Below are 17,296 nucleotides of genomic sequence, written 5' to 3' on the forward strand. Positions count from 1 at the left end.
AATGCCCGCGAATGCTGATTGGTGCCGTTCCCCGTGCAAGCTGTAGGCCTGCTATGCCGTGAAGCTGAAAGGCTCGCCCCTCATATATATTAAATCATATTTATGAATTTCTTGTTGTTTTAGGTGACATTGTAAGTCGCACTGAAACAAGAACCCCATGCTAAACGTGCTAATTGTGCTAAACGGGAGGGTACTTCAATCTTCATGACTATACATCAGGGACCGGTGGTCAGGATGAAAACGCAGGTTTCCACTAAATGTGGATTTGGCTATGCCAACAAGTCAAACATATTGGATCCAACTTGCAGATTGACCGAACTCTGACTAGCGCCGTCGACCAAGGCCCACATGATCTGACCCGTGGGGCGATAGATCACGAACGCCTCTTCGACATTGTCATCGCCTGAGCGTTCTCCTGCGGCTGTAGCGGTGTGGGCTGTATTGATCTGGAACTGGCTGCGGGTGGCCGTCGCAATCCCGAACTGCAACACGTCCCCTTCGGCCGCGTTATAGTCCTGAATCCAGTCGGATCCGTGGTTGAAGATGCCGATATGGAAGAAGCGATCCGCACCCGCCCCGCCGTTTACAAGGTCATGCCCAAAACCGCCATTGACGAAGTCGTCACCGTCGCCGCCAAAGACCTGATCTGCAAAGGCCGATCCAGTGAGGGTGTCATGGCCGGTGCCGCCGATCACGGTGTCAGCACCAAAGCCGCCTGCAATCGTGTCGTTGCCCGCATCTCCACGCAGTTCGTCATTGCCATAGCCGCCATCGATCGAGTCGTTTCCAGCACCGCCGTAGATCACATCGCGCAGGTCGCTAGAATCTTGTCCGCCAATAAGGGTGTCGTTGCCAGGACCGCCATCAATTATATCATGTCCGCCACCCGACCAGATCAGGTCATCTCCAGAGAATCCGCGCAACAGGTTGTCGCCCCAAACGCCGCCTATGGTGTCGTCTCCAGCCCCTCCCTCAAGCGTATCTGCATGACTGCTTCCAATGATTTCACGTCCAGCAATTGCTTCCAGTTCCGCAAAAGAGTGCTCTCTATCCGAAAAAACAAAAACTTCCACGTTGGAAATAAGGTCCGTTTGGTGCGCTGAAACAAATTTCAGGGAGCCCTGGCTTTCTCCTTGTTGGACTGCATAACTTTCGAAACTTCCAGTAAAGCGATATTCGTCTTGACCAAGACCACCATCGACAGTGTCATTTCCCCGCCCGCCGATAATAGTATCATCTCCATCTCTCGAGTGGACCCAGTCATGTCCGTCACCGGTATTCAGATGCTCCCCTAAGTCCGATCCATAGACACGGTCATCCCCACTCCCGCCCAAAAAGGTGAAGTTTTCAGAACCGTGAAACTCCCCTCTGTAGTAGTTTCCCTCAACAGAGTAGTTAAGCCACTGAATATCCTCCCCATTGAAGGACTCGGCAGAGACAAGAATCGACCGCTCCAAAGATGAGCCGTCCAAAATTGCTGTGTCGCTGCCGCCGCCCAAATCGACAACGCTGCGACCGATATTAACAAGTAGCCCTGACAACTCATTAGAAAGAAACAAAGAAAATGAATCGTTCTGTTCGCCTGTTGTAATGCCAAGCCGCTCGACTTCTCGAAGTATGGTTGTGTCTTCGAGTATTTGCAATCCGCCAAGGCCATCCTCAAAAACGATATCAAAGGCTATTTCACTATCCGAACGGTCCAGTTCGACGATATCAATACCCGAACCTCCATCCAGAATGTCAGCACTGCTGCCTGCGATCAGCGTATCATCTCCATCCCCGCCAAGTAGGATGTCTTGCCCCACACCTCCGGAAAGCTCATCGTTTCCGTCACCCCCCCATAAGGTATCCGCCCCAAGGCCTTGCGCAAGAACGAACCTGTCGTCACCATTTCCCCCCAGTATCTCAAATCTTTCAACCTCATTCACTTGCGCGAATGTTGTGCCTCGAGTACCCGGCACTCCAGGGTGCCCTCCTTGGTCTAGATGCACTGTTGAAATCCATAAACTCGCGATGGATGAAGAAGTGATTGTCTCCAGAGAGGTCGAAAAACGACTAAAGTCCAATGTCACTTGGTCATTCCCAAGTCCCAGATTAAGGATAGGCTCGTTGTAGACGCCAGCCACCTCATACAAAAAGTCCTCATTGAAACGATAGGTAAGGTGATCATCAAATGCGTTGGAACGGTCAGCCGAGAAACTCAAACTTTCAATGTTTCTTAGGACCGTTCCATCAGGTAGATAATGATACTCTGATTGATTTTGATCGAACGTAAAGTGGTTAGCTTCCAGAAATCCCCGCCTCACACTCACATTGGCCGTATCGAACCCTTCACCGCCGTCAAGGATATCCCCTCCATATCCTCTAAGTGAATCGCTTCCTGGTCCCCCAAAAAGAGTGTTGTGGCCATAAAGCGCGCCAGTAATGGTGTCATCACCTCCATTCCCCCGAACTATCCAATCTCGATAAAGGTTCGGACTGATCGACTCATCGCCGTCCCCTGCAATGATCTCGAAACTCTCAAACTGGTAGGTAACCACTTCGCGACTTTCAGGTTGAGAACGATCCGTTATGAAGTGGAGAGCACCACGGTCACCCCAGGAAACATAAAGCTGTTGATAGTCGGAGTCTGAAAGATCCAGAACTAAGGTGTCGTCGCCCTCAAGCCCATAGTAGGGACCAACAGCATCTTCCCAATTAAGCTGTAGATAGTCATCCTCATCGGTTAATTCGGAAACGGATGGAGTCTGGTCCCGAATTTCAAAACTGGCAGACGCAAGATACTGAGCAACTGAGTGATCCTGATCTGATTGCACGATCAGACCAAAAGTTTCGTTGGGTTCGGGTATGTTGTCGCCCTGAAGAACCACTCGGACCGTCTGTCTGCTTTGTCCGGCATCAAATGTAACTGCCTGATTTAGCAACGGATCATAGTCATTTACGTTCTGACTGCCGTAGGTTTGCACCGTGCTGACATAAACAGTTTCTGACTGCTGATCATCGGGTCGTTCGATTTCAAAGGTCAGAAATTGCCCATCATTTTCATCCGTGCTTTGGCTGGATGGTGTGATTGTCCAATCCCCTGAAACCGGCTCTGGAGTGTCGTGTCCGACGCGCACCAAAGCCTGCTGACTATTGCTCTCGGGAATAAGCGTCAAACCGACTGTGTGGCCTTCCATTACACCTTCTAGGTACGCGATTGTTTCCCAGCCACCAACGGAAGCAACCCGATTGACCTCTAGGCGGGAGCCAGAACCGGAGGAGAGAGGCATAAGACGGAGCAATTCCTGCCAATTGGTGCCCGCCGAAAATTCGGGCCCCACAAGTTCAGAAATGTCCAGCGTGTCCCCCTCGTATTGTGAGTAAACGCCTGTCCCACCCTGATTGTAATCAAGGATAGTGTCGATGGAGCCATCGGGGTCTGTTTCTAGAACAAACCGGTCCGCGCTCTGCCCCCCGACTAGAACATCGCGCCCGGGCCCTCCGATAAGCTTGTCAACCCCTTGCTCTCCTTCCAGCGTGTCGTTCCCTTGGTCGCCGTAAAGAGTATCGTCACCGGGCCCTCCCTTTATCGTATCGTTACCGGCTTCCCCTCTTATGCTGTCGTCGTTCTGGTCTCCAAATATCTCGTCTCCCAGATCCCCGCCATAGATGGTGTCATTCCCGCTTTCACCTCGCAGGACATCAATGCCTTCCTCGCCGAAAATGAGATCGTTTCCATCACCAGCAAAAATCAGATCACGGACGCTTGAGCCCGTAATGTTTTCGTCAAATTCCGATCCAATAAATTCACCACCTGAAGGATCGACATTCTGAACGACGAAGAGATCTCGTGCCCAATCTGGGCCCACACGTCCGCCGTAAGTTGCGAGCGCCGTTTGCATCTGTTCTAGGTAACTTTCATAGGCAGAGGGGGCCTCCGAAAAGAAATCAAAGAGCGGATCAATTGTGTCAGTTATCGAGATCGTCTGCCTGAATTCGTTAAAGGCCTCTGCTGCATTGGAAATAGCTGAAACGACCGGCGCCACTCCCGGATGGGATATTCGGTTCGCAATGAACCCTCCAAATTCGGACAGGGCAGACCAAATTTCCCATCGCTTTATGTCAATGCTGGCCTCGATCAAGCGCGCGCCGGGTGTTTCACTTTCAAAGCTCTGGGCTGCTGATTTGAGGTCGGTAATATCTTCCCAAACCACAAGGATTTCGGCAACCCTAAACAATATTTCGAAAAAGTCTTCAACCACTTGTCCGAGAACTTCGTTCTCTTCAAACTGCCTTAGATGATCTCTAATAAAAATTCTGTCTCGTAGCTCACTGGCTGATTCTGCGCTGGATAAAAAGGCGAGAAACGCCTTGGCATCATTGGTAGCAACAAATGCGTCATAAACGGATTGAAACTGTTCGTGGGTGCCGGACAGGTCGTTGAGACTATTTGCAACACTCTGAAGAACGTCCTCAAACGTACTTTCAAAGCCATCGTTCCTAAGTCCACCGAGCGCTCTAATGAATTGCTCTACAATTGTATTGAATATGTCGACTGTCGTTTCGACACTTTCCGAAATGTTGTCGATAGCTTCTTTTGGATTGAATACAGCCCCGGTGAAGCCTCTAAACGTATCAAATGTGCCTGCTACTGAGTTGTATGTTGCCCGAACTGTGGCGGATGTGGAAAGTGCTGTATCCAGAACCAGATCTGCAACTGAAATCCACATACCAGCGGCACCATGAATATGGCGCTCCAGTATTTCGCCGAAAGACTGGCCTGCATCTGAAATACCTTGGGTAAATGCTTGTCCGGCAGCAGCAATGTCTTCTTCAAAAAGAACGCGATTTGCTGTGCTGAATCCTTCCAATTCTGTCAGCAGTTGGTTGTAATTGTCTTCCGCATAGGCAAGCTCAATGCGTTCAGAAATACGCTCAATGATTTCAATTCTAATGATCGTCTCAGAGATGTCGTAGGGCGAATAAAAATGGTCGACAATCGGATTAGTATGTCGAATTTCGATGTCGCCAAGGAAGGCAAAATCTTGCTTCACTTGTGCTTCAATGCGGATCAGCCCTATTACCGAGAGCTGATCATATAACTCTCTCAAACTCATCCTGGCCCCTCGTGAAATTCACCTACAATGGAAATCTGTTTTTGAAATTTACGCCAAGCGTACTCCTGAGTTCCCTTCAAAACAAGGCTGAAGGGTAGGCGTTGAGAACTGACTTTTTGCCAAACCTGGCTGTGTGTCTACGATCCTGATACGGGCCGGTTGCAGTCTCCGGGGGCGCTGGCTCGAGGTCGCTGGGAGCGGTTCTAGTCGCTAGCTATGCCCCATCGCTCACGCTCCCGTCTCGCCAGGGCTCTTCTTAGTCTGTCTCATGTCCCACTCCTCAGTGGTTACGATGAGCCAAGAACACTCTCCTATCAAATACCGCTATTTGGACCCATAGGCGCTGACGTCAGACACGCAGGGATAGCTCCCTATGCCAGAGGGGCTAGGGGTAAGCGGAATAGGTATAAATGATGGATAGAAGACAGAGGAGAGAGACCCCCGCGTCCTCCTTTCCGTCCTCCCGAACCAGAGATAAGGGCACCCTGATTTCAATTGGGCGGGGCACTCGGTTTCCCGGACATAGAAAAAGCCCGCCGAAGCGGGATTCTACGAGCTTATCTGGTTGGATATCAGGCCAACAGGTCGAACACATCCCCGCCGATCTGCAGATTGATCGAGGACTGCCCCGCTCCGTCGACCAAGGCCCACATGATCTGACCCGTGGGGCGATAGATCACGAACGCCTCTTCGATATTGTCGTCGCCCGAGCGTTCTCCTGCCGCTGTGGCAGTGTGGGCTGTATTGATCTGGAACTGGCTGCGGGTGGCTGTGGCGATGCCGAACTGGAGGACGTCTCCTTCGGCCGCGTTGTAATCCTGAACCCAGTCGGATCCGTGGTTGAAGATTCCGATATGGAAGAACCGATCCGCGCCCGCGCCGCCATTCAGAAGGTCATGGCCGAAGCCACCGTTCACAAAATCATCACCATCGCCGCCAAAGATTTGGTCGGCAAAGGCCGAGCCTGTCAGGGTGTCGCCACCGGTGCCACCGATCACAGTGTCCGCGCCAAAGCCCCCCGCGATGGTGTCGTTGCCCGCATCTCCTCGCAGTTCGTCGTTGCCATAGCCGCCGTCAATCGAGTCATTGCCGGTGCCGCCATAGATCAGGTCACGCAGGTCGTCTTCACTGTCACCACCAATGAGCGAGTCATTGCCTTCACCGCCGATCAGCGTATCGTTTCCGTCACCACCAACCAAAGTGTCATCGCCTATGCCTCCCGCCAAGCGATTGGGATCGGCATTCCCCAATAAGATGTCATTCCCACCTTGCCCGTCGATTATATCGCCCAACTCAGCCACTCTCAAAACGTCTGCCGCTTCAGTTGCACCTTCGGGCATGTTCTCGGAGCGAGCTTCGGCCGTAGACAAATTGAACTCCGCAGTGTTGTTAAAGGCATCCAAGTCAAAAGCACTCGCTTCGATCTCGGCTTGCAAAGCCTCTCCTAAAACAGAATCTGGGACGTTCAACTCTAGCGTGACATCAAACATCTCACCGGCAGCCAACGGACCCAAATCTAACAATAAGCTACCATCGCTCTGGACAATTGCGCCGGCAATTGCACCAACGAGCAGAGCGTTTTCTGGGAGTGTTAGGACGAGAGAAGAAGGAGCGCTGCTCCTTGTACCCATATTCTCAACCCGCACGGTAAAGACCTGCACATCGCTATCAAAGCTGTTACCTTCGATAATCGAAACTGAAAGATCTTCGCCTAATGTTAACACTACGGCCTCTTCCGCTACCGCAGTTGCAGGCACCGCTCCGTTCCCGCTAATTGTCGCAACGACAAAAAGTTCACTTGGCGGAATATCAGTGACATCCAGATTGAAACTATGCTGTCCGTCCAACGAAATAGGCTGTCCAACAAGGATTGCCATAGGTGAGCTTCCATCGGCGTTTTCCGACACATATAGTGAGACTTCGTTACCCACAGAGACACCGGAAACATCTAATGTCACCGAAATAGTGCCTAAGTTGTCGTCAGCTGATGCAGACACAACCTGCACATCGACCGGATCCAATATTTCCATGGCGTCGTAGCTTAGATCGCCAAGAGAATCTGTACTTTCAATATCAAATGTCCATCTGCCGGTTTCAGGCACCCGAATGGCCAAAGTTCTCGAAGTTTGATCGCTGAGATTCTCGACAATCTGAACGAACTCCAATTCCGCAAACTGGCTCTCGCGGTATTGTGTTCCATCAGGTCCGGTCAGAATGGCGTGCGCATTGTCAGAAGCATTGTCCCATCGGGTTGAAAGCAATACTACGTTTCCCTCGTCCAGAAACCATTCGCTTTCCGTATGGGTAGTCAAGTTACTCGCCGCTCCGCTTGCCTGAGCGTTTGCAACATTGATCTCTTCTACTTCTTCTCCGCCTAAACGATTGAAAGTACCGTCAAACATGACCTGGAAGCCGACATATCCAGAAAACTCGGCGATCCCTGCATCCAATGAAATCTCTGTCCAGACAGCGCCAAAGTCATTGCTGAAGTCGTCATCATTGCTGAACTCAAACATCACCTCAACGGAAGTAAGCTGGCGGCCACCAATCACCCAAATGGCATCCGGAACGGACATCGAGGAGGTGTATCTAACTGAGAAATCGAAGTTTCTGTTGGCAGTGATTTCAAGTTCGCGCGAAACAAGGCCGCCGAACGTGTCAAACTGGCCATCAAACTCAAAAGTGCCTGAGCCCCAGTCAAAATCCAACGACCCGTCCAGAGACATCCATTCATAGTCCAGTACGTCCGAAATAGACACGTCAAACCAGCGTGTCATTGTGTTCACCAAGCGGTTGTTGGTTTCTTCTCCAAGCTGCAAGGCATGAACCACGGTTTCAGGAAGGAAGTGTGCCGCCGTTGACGCGCCATCCAGTTCCAGATCAATCGAACGTTCGCTGTATTCTCCATCAACCTCGCCAACAAAAGCTTCGGTGCCTCTTGGACCTATCGAGACCGTTGCTCCGCCCGAATAGGTGAGCGGGTCCGAAGCAATAACATTTGCAAGCCCGGAAGCTCCCCCGCGGAACCCTTGCAAAAACAAGCCCGTACTAAAAATGGGAGTGTTAAGGCCATCGACATCAAACGAAATGGCATCCAATGCAAACGGATCCCAGAAAAACGAAATCCCCCCTGTCACTTCGAAACCGTTCAGGAAGGGTAAACCGACAGTGACACTTCCACCCAGACTGTTCTGAATGGTGTCCAAATCTAGAGACAGTCCGGAAAGCCCCCAACTGGGGGCAAACAAACTCGTGGTTCCATAGGAATCCGTTTCGGCCCCGACTGAGTAGGTCAGCGTTCCGACCATATCAAATTCGTAGCCACTATTTCCGTCCCCAAGCCCCGAGAACCTGATAAAGCGCGTTCCGGGATCAAACGGTGTCGGTCCCGGATCGCCAGCAAGGTCAATCTCCAGCCTGCGGGTCGACCCTAGTAAGTCGACCGAGATTTCTGCAGCGGCCCCCAGATACAGGCTGTCACTTGCATTGTCGTAGCTGAAGGAAATGTTGGAGAACTCTATCTCATAGGTGTTATCGCCCGAAGGAAAAGACAGCTCAAGTGGTTCCACATCTGCCAAACGTGTTGACCCGATTGTGCCGAACGACGGCACGATACCGCTTTCACCGATCGTTAAGGACAGAAGGCTGTCAGCAGTGCTGAAATTCCAGACGCCACTATTGAACGACAATCCCATACCAAGGGAGACCTCGGTTTCATTGACGGTCAGGCTTGAAAAACTATGCGTTGCAACATTGGCGAAATCATATTGCGAGGACGCATGGTCATATGTGAACTCGGTTGTCGTGAGCGTGTCGAGATCCAGAGTGAAGCTGCCGCTAAACAGTACTTCATCTTGCCGGGTTTGGGTTGAATAGACAGTGGCGTTTTGGACACGGGCAAGGGCACCATCAACAATAACTGTCCCGCCCTCGATGCGTAGAAGTCGCTCAAGGCCATCTTTGCGCCCAAGATACACCGTAGAGCCTTCAATTGCCTGCTGCCCTACTCCAGATGGCGTGTTTACCCAGCCTAAGGACGCCTCAACCGCAAGGTTTTGCGTTTCGGTCGTCGGCCTGAAAAAATCCGCCTCAACAACTTCCCCAGTGAACGTCTGTCCAAGAAGGTCAGAAGGACTCCAAATCACTGAGAACCCGCCATTATCCAAACTAATCGCACTTGTAACAAGGTGATAGGGGAAAGGCCCACCAGAAGCATAAACTGGGGAGCTGTTTATCTGAAAACTCTCTCCTATCGCGACGCCCTGATAATCAAACCTTAGCCCGAGCACATCCACGAATCCTCCCCCATCATAAACTCGAGATGTCAGAACGAAGCCGCCATCCTCAAGGCCAGTTACCGATGGGTTTCCCAAGTAAGGCCCTGGGAAAACAACACTAATTTCGGAACCGATGGCTCCTCCAAATGCGTCAAACAATTGTACAAACACACTTTCACGACCGTATGCTTCATCATAAATGGAATAAGCTGCAACGAAACCACCTCCAACCAAACCGGCAACGTGGTAACCGTCTTCGCCTAAAAAGTAGTCTACGTTGGCCGGCCCTATTAAAAACTCAGTACCAGTTGGTGCACCACCTGCATCAAACAATTGTCCAAAAAACCGACCACCGTCAGTGTCCCGTTCGGGAGCAACCCAAGTAACTAGGAAACCACCATCATGCAAATTGGTAACACCATCTGAAAAATGAAGTCTTTCTTCAGAATTGATGATCTGAAATTCTTCACCTATTGCGATTCCGCTAGCCGAATACCGCTGCAAATATGTTTCGCCATTAAATCCTTCTAGCGGTACAGAAGACCACGTTACAACAAAGTCACCAGTCTCTAATCCGCTCACTGAGGAGTCAAACTGATAGCCTTCTACCAGAGAGTTTATTTGAAATTCGCTACCATTAGCCCTGCCATCAGCGGAAAACCTTTGCCCAAATATCCCCGTTCTACTGCCGTCTTGCTCCTGAGAGGTCCACGTTACGACAAAGCCACCGTCCTCGAGCGCCGCAACGGATGATTCATTTTGATTGTAGTCAGTGAAGGTATTGACTTGGAAAGGGGCGCCAATTTCGTCACCGTTATCGGAGAAGCGCTGCCCAAACACTCCCATACCCCAGCCATCTTGTTCTTGGCCAGTGCTTGTCCACGTGACCACGAACCCACCGCCCGATAAGCCCGAGGCAGAAAAATCTGATTCGCCAGAACGAGGCACAACAATAGCATACGGAGCGAGATCTATTTGAAATTCGTTACCTATGGGAACTGCTACATTGTTTCCGACTGCCATTCTGCAACTCCCGAACTGTTGCTTGAAGCAACTATTAAATTTCCGCCAAATTTCATTTTTAGAATACTTCAATTATGAAGAACGGCATCGTGTTCTTAGTCAAGTGATTTGGGTGGCGACTTGCATTTACGTAAATGACAATCCAAAAAAGTTTGTCTGTTTCTTTTTCTATAGAATTTGCCCGCGCCGCCGGCTTGCGGGGCCTTTCCTTTTCAAGAAACTGAGCGTGAGAAGCTTCCGGCTCTCTTAAGGCATCGCTTTGCGATGACTGCCAGCGCCACACCAACACCAGCAAACGCCAAGTCGGCAACGCTATCCAAGGCCACAAACCAAGACCAACTACAGTCCGACAAGTCCGAGAATAGCTCTTTGGCCAGCCAGCCCGCGAATGCTACAACTCGAAGGGGAAGCCAGAATATTCCAAACAGAACGCCAACCAACACGTGCTCAAACTGCTTTTCAGCATACTTGAACCATCCTGGCCATCCCCCGCAAACGTCACTGGTTCCCAAGTCAATTATGAACGCCAGAATAGATTCAATCATTCATCCGCCCCTGACTTGAGCCACGAATCCAAGTCTCTGAGTTGCCGTTGTAGCGCTGTTACCAGCTTGCGGCTCTCTTCGGCTTTCCGTGTCCTCAGTCCGTGCTTGTAAGCTGGGTGTGCCTTGCCGGAACCATGCCCGCCCCTTGCTCCATGAAAGCGACAAACACTCCACCCTTTCACGGCTGGGCCTTTGCACCTTTCGCCCGTGCGCTTTGATTTAGCCGTGCATCGGGGGGCGGCGTGAGCCTTGTTCATGGGGCTTACGTTACTTTCCATCCTTACCCTCCCCCCCTTGCTGGACGTTGCCGACAATCGCCTGCCCACCTTCCTCTACATTCACATGCTGCACGGTGACTGTCTGTTTGCCGCCGTTTCGGTGTTTTCGCAGAGCCTCGACTTGAGCAGTGAAAGTTCGGGCTAGTTTATTGTAGCCGTTAAAGTGAACTTGAGCCTGCTCGAGTTGATCGCTATTGGCGAGCCAACGGGCAGAGCGTATTGTCGCGACATGCGTTGCGGCCATCTGCACCGCCAGCAATCTTTCCACTGCGTCACGCGGGGCAATGTCATCCACTGTCGAGAGCATGAACATCCGTTCGTCCTCGGCCTCGCTGCCTTCCCCTGCCTCAGACCTGTTGAGCACGCTAAAGCAATGACTGAGCAAGGCCGCAGCTTGCTCCTGACTCTTGGTACCAAAGATTGTTTTCAAGGCGTCGTGCCCAGATAGCTTGACTGCGTGCCCCTCACTTGCTGAGCCTTCCACTTTCACGCCCAACGCATTGTCTTTTTCCTTCTTTGCAAGTGGCTTGCTCATTGTCCTATCCAATCAATCACGGGCTTGTTAGTTGCTGCAAATTCTCTGGGGCTGGTCATGTGTCACCCCCTGAGCCACGAAGGGTTTGGGCCTTCATCCACCTGTAGCGCATGTAATTTTCAATATGGGCTTTGCGCGCGGGTTCCGCTGCTTCAATCCTTGCTATTTCACCTTGATACCGCGTGATTTGCTCGCTTGCCTGAGCCAAGGTTTCGCACTCTCGCAACATCTCAAGAATCTTATTTGCCATATCGTTTGCACTACCTGTTAACTGGGGGCGGGTTGTTTCGACACTTGCCAGCACCCTCGCGCGTGCTTCGGGATGCTGTTCAAGCACATCTTTCAAGGCGGCATTCACATCAAACCACATAGCAAATCCCCTTCGCTTTGAAACCCTGGTGGCGTGCTAAACGTGCTAATCGGCGGCCCTGCATCACCCTTGCCCTCGGACAATTCGATAGGCCGCTTTGCGCTTCACGCCATCAACCTCCGCACCCTGTTCAAGCGGTTGAATACAGCCATGTTGCATCAATAGGCCCAGCGCCTTTTTTGCCACTTTAGTTTCGCGCAAGCCACGCATGGGCGCGTATTGCGCAACATCCCCCGGCAAAACAAAATCAGAGGAACGCCCGTTTTTCGCGGCAATGTCTGGCCAGCTATCCAAAAGCCATTTGCGCAACCTTTCGGCTTGTTCCGTTTCCTGAGAAATGGCGGCGACATTGGCAAGTCGTTGCGCTTCCCCGAGGTAGTATTGCGCAAGGGCAACCCCGTATCCCATGTCCGTTGCACTTACTTCCAGAGCGTCAAGATTGCCCCAAAGGGTCAACACCCCTGCAATGCGTGCCGCTTGTTCCGCTGATTTGCTGGCGAAGGATGTAACATGTTCCAAGTCGCCCCCCGGCGCTTGCTGCACTTCAATCGTGTTGTAGTAAGATACGAGCAATTTCCACGCGCTCCCAGACAATGGCAGTTGCCTGGGTTTCAGGTGTTGCGGGTCATCGTCAGCGGTTGGCTTGGAAGTGGCTAAAATCACCTTCAGCCTGTCGGCAAAACCTTGCAACGTTTCGATGCTCTCAGCGGAAGGCGTTTTGTAGAGCCGGGAACCTATCGCGCTGGGCGGTTGGGTAATCAAGAAACGCGCCGAAAGCCCTTGCCCACTGGCCACGGGGTCAGACAGAAATGGCACGGCTGCGATGGGTTGAACCATCAAGTGAGCGGCAAGCCGACGTCCGTAAAGCGTTGACGTGCCATCCCCGCTACGCGTCCTGTTGATAGCGGCACCGCCCCACAGGTCAGACAAACCGGCAACGGTTTTCAAGCGATTGTCGCTGTTCATGGAATGACCGCCCAGAAATTGCCCCCCTTCATCCGAGAACAAGCCAAGGGAAGGCTGGCCAACGGCAAACAGCTTTTGTAAGCCCTCTAGGGTTGGTTCGGTTGCAGTCAAGTTTGGGGCAATCGGCTGCGCTGGGCTTGCGCCTAGTTCCTCTAGGTCCGCTTGCGCCGCAATGCGGTCCCCCTTGCCTGTGGTAAAGGGCTTCATGGCCTGCCTGTGGTCAGCTTCCCAGATTGCCGCATCGTTTTGCCAGCGTTGTATGGCCTTCCGATATTCTGCGTCCTGTTCCTGTTCATGGTTGCGTAAGCCTTGCATTAGCACCTTGTCGGTTGCCGACTTGCGTTCCCCCGAATTAGCCACCGTCAAGCAATAGAGCGAAAGGGGTGCGTATCCGCCCAGTGTTTCAACATCGGCAAAACCCTGCACGGCCAATGAGGCGATGCTCAGGGCGCTTTGTGCTGCTAGGGCAATAGGAGCTTGTGCCGTGTCTTGTGCAGCTTCTGTTGCGGCCTTGAGCGGACCCAATGCATCGATTGGGTACGTTTCCCCCGCTGGGATTTCCCGCACAAGCGGTTGCGGCCCTTCTGCCTTGAAGTGGATAGGTTCGGGCGCGTTCATGTTGCGGCCCCTTTCATATTCAGAATGTCGTTCCAATCGCGCCCGTCTGGCGCGGGTAACAGGGACACTTTCCAGCCCAGCGTGTTTGCGCGTTCCGCCAGTGCATACCCCGCTTCACGGCCTGCCTGTTCGCCATCCGTGGCAATGGTGAGCCGTGAAGGTCTTGAGGGTAGTCTTAGGGTTTTCATCCCGCTTGTGCTGAGGGTTGCCCATATCGTTATAGAGGCGTTCAGAAGGCCACTGGAAAGACTTAGGGCCGTTTCTATACCCTCACCCACCGCCAAGGCGTCATGCCCCTGCCTGAGTCGCACTGCGCCGCCCGAGACGCTCCCCAGCATCATCTTGGCGGGGTCCGTATCAGCTTTGCCGGAACCATCGTGTTTCAGGTAGGTACGATGAACAGCGAACCTGTCGGACCCTTCGACAAGGGCTATCATTGCCGGGCGCCGTATTGCAGTCGGGCCATGCCAGCAATCGGGCATATAGCGCAACGTATCGGACAGGGGGCAAGTGATACCCCGCCCCCGTAAATAGGTTTCGGCCACGGTGCCCTTGATCGGCAACGCCTCATCCCAAAGCCTTTGAGCCTGCATCGCGCGTTTACGGTCCTGTTCGCGCTGTTGTGCCTGTCGCTCGACAACGACAACCGGATCTGGCGGCGCATAGTCCCCCGCTGTTACTCCTGCTGCGTTTAGAATGTCCGTGAAGTCGCAACCCGCTTTCTTGCAGTTCAAAAGCAACCGCTCTTTGCCATCGGCCAAAGTCAGGGCGTTTTGTCCCTTCTGGCGCTCCGGCTGGCAAACGGGACAAGGTGCAGCCCCATAGCTGCGATACCACTTGCCGCCCAGATCCAGCGTTAATGTTTGTGCATCGGTCAATGCGCACCTCCCTTCACTTGAGCACGCAAGACATAGCGGGCGTGAGTGCGGGGATACGGCCCTTTGTGCTTTTCATTCGCGGTCTCAATGGGCACCCCAAAACTTCGCAAGTTATGGGTGTATGCCGCCCAGCGCGGTGCGGGGGTGTCGCTCGGCGTGCAGTCTTTGACCCCCGCCTTTATCAACTGCTCCATTGCCCAACGGTTACGCCCCGCCAGTAGCAGGTTAAAGGTCTCTCCTTGCGGGGTTGTGTCGGTGAAAGTCGTCTTACTCGATTTGATGTCAGTCATCCGATTGCCTCTTTTGACAATCGGGCACATGCGGTAGATTGCAGGAATCCAATCTCTGAAGTGCTACCGCCCGCGCCCGTGTTTCACAGGTGCGGGTTTTTCACGCGCTCTTTGATTCGCCGTTGATCCACGCTTCGATTTCGCGGGTATCCACGAAGACGGCACGCGCCAGCTTGCGCTTGCGAATGTGCCCTTCATTGTGGGCCTTGTCGAAGGTGGAACGGCTCAAACCATAACGCTTAATCGCGTCGGTTAGGCGGATAAGGTATTGTGTGTCTTGCATGATTTGCACTCCATTTATGTGCAAACCGGAACCTGAATGTGTGCGTTAACGGGTGTTGCTGTGCGTTGCAGGGCATTGCACCACGTTGCCAAGGGCGACACTTTGAGCTTGATTTTGTCCTCTCCCGCGTACACATAATGTGAAAAGGTTTTAGAAATACTTCTAAAGCGGGTGGAGAAAAATCGGCATAATCCCGTGTGTGTCGTGACTTACAAATTCAGAGTTCCGGCCCCCTTTCGTTAGGGTTGGTTGGTTAGTGCGGCGGGGGTGATTTGTTTGGCGACAAGCCCCCGTCGCGGCCTTCTGCGTCATTTTAACGCTGCGACAAGCGTATTCGTTTCCCTGCCACGCGCAACCTTTTTTGCTTTTGTCGGTGTATTCTTAGGGGGCGCTAAAACGATGGAACACATCATGAACCTTATTTTATTGGCGCGAATTGGCGTCATGACCTAAAAACTATCCTTCTTACACTGCATGTTGCGTTTCCGATTTGTGCTTGCGGCTAAACCTTGTGGTCGTTCTGATTCGTTCTGCGTCATGCCGTTGCCCCGTGAATGGCCAAAACCTGCCCCTGTTCTCCGGTCACATGCTGCGCCCAGCGCTGGGCCAACAAGCGGCGTTCCTCAAGGTAATCAGTGCGCAGATACGCCCGTGAAACTTTGTTGCCGACTTTGTGCCCGATTGCGGTTTCCTTCACCTCCCAAGGGGTGTTGGTCATGTCGTCGGCCCATGTGCGAAAGCTGGAACGGAACCCGTGCGGGCGGGCGGCAAGCCCCCTACGGCTCATCAACTGCGCCATTGTCATGTCGCTGATTACGCCCTTTCGAATACCGGGGAAAAGGAACCCGTCGCGGGCAGTTTCGCGGGCGCGGTCGATCACGCGCAAGGCTTCGGATGTAACCGGAACCCGAAAGTCCTCTGTCTTGCCCTTGTTGCCCTTCACCAGATCGGCGGGCACGGTCCAAACGTCCCCTTCGATCTGGTCAACATGGGCAAAACGGATCGGCTTAGAGCGCAATCCGGTCAGGATAAGCAGTTGCAGCGCCCAGCCTGTTGCCCCGGCATCTTCAAGGCTTTGATAGAAGGCGGGCACGTCCTGCCAATCCATAGACTCAATGTGCTTTGCCACATGCACCTGCTTACCTAGTAATTCCTTGGCATCGGCAACGGCCATTCGATCCACCTCAAAACCCTTTGCGCGGGCATGGGACAAACAAACGCCTAGTCGGGTAATGGCCTTACGCGCGACATCCGGTTGACTGTGCCAGATCGGTTTAAGCGCCTTGGCAATCTCGTTTCCGGTGATTTCTTCAACAGGCTTTTGCCCGAGCTTGGGCAGGACGTGGGTTCTAATCGGGCTGTACCAGCGCCCCGCCTTGCCATCATCACGCAATTGGCTTTTGCGTGCCTCGAAGGCCAGCGGCGCAATCGTGGATAACAGCCGCGCCCGCCTTGCTTCAGGATTGGTGGCTTCGTAGGCGGCTCGTGCGGCCTTCTCATTCTCTTTGCGTGCCTCTATGGGGTTGCCCCCTGCCTTGACAGTCGCGCGGTGCCTGTCAGCCTGCTTTCGCGCGTCTGCTAGGGACGTTTCAGGGTAACCCCCCAAGCCCATTTCATGCCGCCTGCCTGCCATCGTGAAGCGGAAAACCCATTGCTTTCCGGTGGCCAGCACATAGAGATACAAGCCGCCCCCGTCGCTATGCTTTCCCGGCGGGGCGTGCTTCACTTGCGTGCCTGTCAGCTTGTAGATTTGGCGGCTCATGCTGCCAGCCCCTCTGTTCGGGCAATAACGCCGCACCGTTCACCTGGATGAGCAGGCATGGGGTTGCGTTTAGCACGTTTAGCACGGGGTGCCGCGTTCAAATGGTTTTTTGCGTCGTGGTTCGTGTCGGCCATAATTGCCCCCCTTAGGTTGGGCTGGTTCCCTGAAGCGGTTTAGGCGGCACTGTTCGATTTCCTGTCACGGCTGCGCTGCCTGCCCCATTATCTATCCCCCGCCTTATCCCCTTTTTTCTACTCTCTATAGCGGGGTGGCAAAAGGCATAAAAACGCAAAACAATACAAGTATATTGTTTTAAAACAATACTTTTTCATATCGATCTATCAGGGCGGGCATAACTGGGCGTATGTTATG

10 protein-coding genes are annotated in these 17,296 nt (G+C 52.8%); all 10 read right to left on the reverse strand.

The window, feature by feature from the left end; translation table 11 throughout:
- Nucleotides 1-269: 269 nt before the first annotated feature.
- Nucleotides 270-5,099, reverse strand: a complete 4,830-nt coding sequence (locus PH7735_RS21065) for a Calx-beta domain-containing protein (RefSeq protein WP_082645281.1) — start codon at nucleotides 5,097-5,099, stop codon at nucleotides 270-272.
- 572 nt (nucleotides 5,100-5,671) lie between these two features.
- A complete protein-coding gene (locus PH7735_RS21070; protein ID WP_233488333.1) occupies nucleotides 5,672-10,399 on the reverse strand; it encodes a calcium-binding protein in 4,728 nt (1,575 codons plus the stop codon).
- A 212-nt stretch (nucleotides 10,400-10,611) separates the two neighbouring features.
- A complete protein-coding gene (locus PH7735_RS15910) occupies nucleotides 10,612-10,944 on the reverse strand; it encodes a hypothetical protein (protein ID WP_058312409.1) in 333 nt (110 codons plus the stop codon).
- A gap of 267 nt (nucleotides 10,945-11,211) precedes the next feature.
- Entirely contained in the window at nucleotides 11,212-11,757 is a 546-nt protein-coding gene (locus PH7735_RS15915; RefSeq protein WP_058312410.1) for a hypothetical protein, read from the reverse strand.
- 55 nt (nucleotides 11,758-11,812) lie between these two features.
- Nucleotides 11,813-12,127, reverse strand: a complete 315-nt coding sequence (locus PH7735_RS15920; RefSeq protein WP_058312411.1) for a hypothetical protein — start codon at nucleotides 12,125-12,127, stop codon at nucleotides 11,813-11,815.
- A gap of 63 nt (nucleotides 12,128-12,190) precedes the next feature.
- Complete coding sequence (locus PH7735_RS15925) at nucleotides 12,191-13,711, reverse strand: YfjI family protein (protein ID WP_058312412.1); 1,521 nt, start codon at nucleotides 13,709-13,711, stop codon at nucleotides 12,191-12,193.
- Nucleotides 13,708-14,589: a DUF7146 domain-containing protein gene (locus tag PH7735_RS15930; protein ID WP_058312413.1), complete on the reverse strand. Its 882-nt coding sequence runs from the start codon at nucleotides 14,587-14,589 to the stop codon at nucleotides 13,708-13,710. Before PH7735_RS15930 ends, PH7735_RS15925 begins: the two co-directional genes overlap by 4 nt.
- Nucleotides 14,586-14,879, reverse strand: coding sequence for a winged helix domain-containing protein (locus PH7735_RS15935; RefSeq protein ID WP_058312414.1), 294 nt, complete (start codon nucleotides 14,877-14,879; stop codon nucleotides 14,586-14,588). The genes PH7735_RS15930 and PH7735_RS15935 overlap by 4 nt, the downstream gene beginning before the upstream one ends.
- Nucleotides 14,880-14,979: 100 nt before the next feature.
- Nucleotides 14,980-15,162, reverse strand: a complete 183-nt coding sequence (locus tag PH7735_RS15940) for a helix-turn-helix transcriptional regulator (RefSeq protein ID WP_058312415.1) — start codon at nucleotides 15,160-15,162, stop codon at nucleotides 14,980-14,982.
- Between the two features lie 535 nt (nucleotides 15,163-15,697).
- Nucleotides 15,698-16,924, reverse strand: coding sequence for a tyrosine-type recombinase/integrase (locus tag PH7735_RS15945; protein WP_058312416.1), 1,227 nt, complete (start codon nucleotides 16,922-16,924; stop codon nucleotides 15,698-15,700).
- Nucleotides 16,925-17,296: the final 372 nt, after the last annotated feature.

Origin of the sequence: Shimia thalassica, from assembly GCF_001458215.1 — a bacterium.
In the GTDB taxonomy this organism is placed as follows: Bacteria; Pseudomonadota; Alphaproteobacteria; order Rhodobacterales; family Rhodobacteraceae; genus Shimia; species Shimia thalassica.

Excerpts from the sequence above, each read along its gene's own strand:
- PH7735_RS15915 (WP_058312410.1), bottom strand. The coding sequence starts at position 11,757 with ATGAGCAAGCCACTTGCAAAGAAGGAAAAAGACAATGCGTTGGGCGTG.
- PH7735_RS21070 (WP_233488333.1), bottom strand. The coding sequence starts at position 10,399 with ATGGCAGTCGGAAACAATGTAGCAGTTCCCATAGGTAACGAATTTCAA.
- PH7735_RS21065 (WP_082645281.1), bottom strand. The coding sequence starts at position 5,099 with ATGAGTTTGAGAGAGTTATATGATCAGCTCTCGGTAATAGGGCTGATC.
- PH7735_RS15920 (WP_058312411.1), bottom strand. The coding sequence starts at position 12,127 with ATGTGGTTTGATGTGAATGCCGCCTTGAAAGATGTGCTTGAACAGCAT.
- PH7735_RS15910 (WP_058312409.1), bottom strand. The coding sequence starts at position 10,944 with ATGATTGAATCTATTCTGGCGTTCATAATTGACTTGGGAACCAGTGAC.
- PH7735_RS15945 (WP_058312416.1), bottom strand. The coding sequence starts at position 16,924 with ATGAGCCGCCAAATCTACAAGCTGACAGGCACGCAAGTGAAGCACGCC.
- PH7735_RS15935 (WP_058312414.1), bottom strand. The coding sequence starts at position 14,879 with ATGACTGACATCAAATCGAGTAAGACGACTTTCACCGACACAACCCCG.
- PH7735_RS15925 (WP_058312412.1), bottom strand. The coding sequence starts at position 13,711 with ATGAACGCGCCCGAACCTATCCACTTCAAGGCAGAAGGGCCGCAACCG.
- PH7735_RS15940 (WP_058312415.1), bottom strand. The coding sequence starts at position 15,162 with ATGCAAGACACACAATACCTTATCCGCCTAACCGACGCGATTAAGCGT.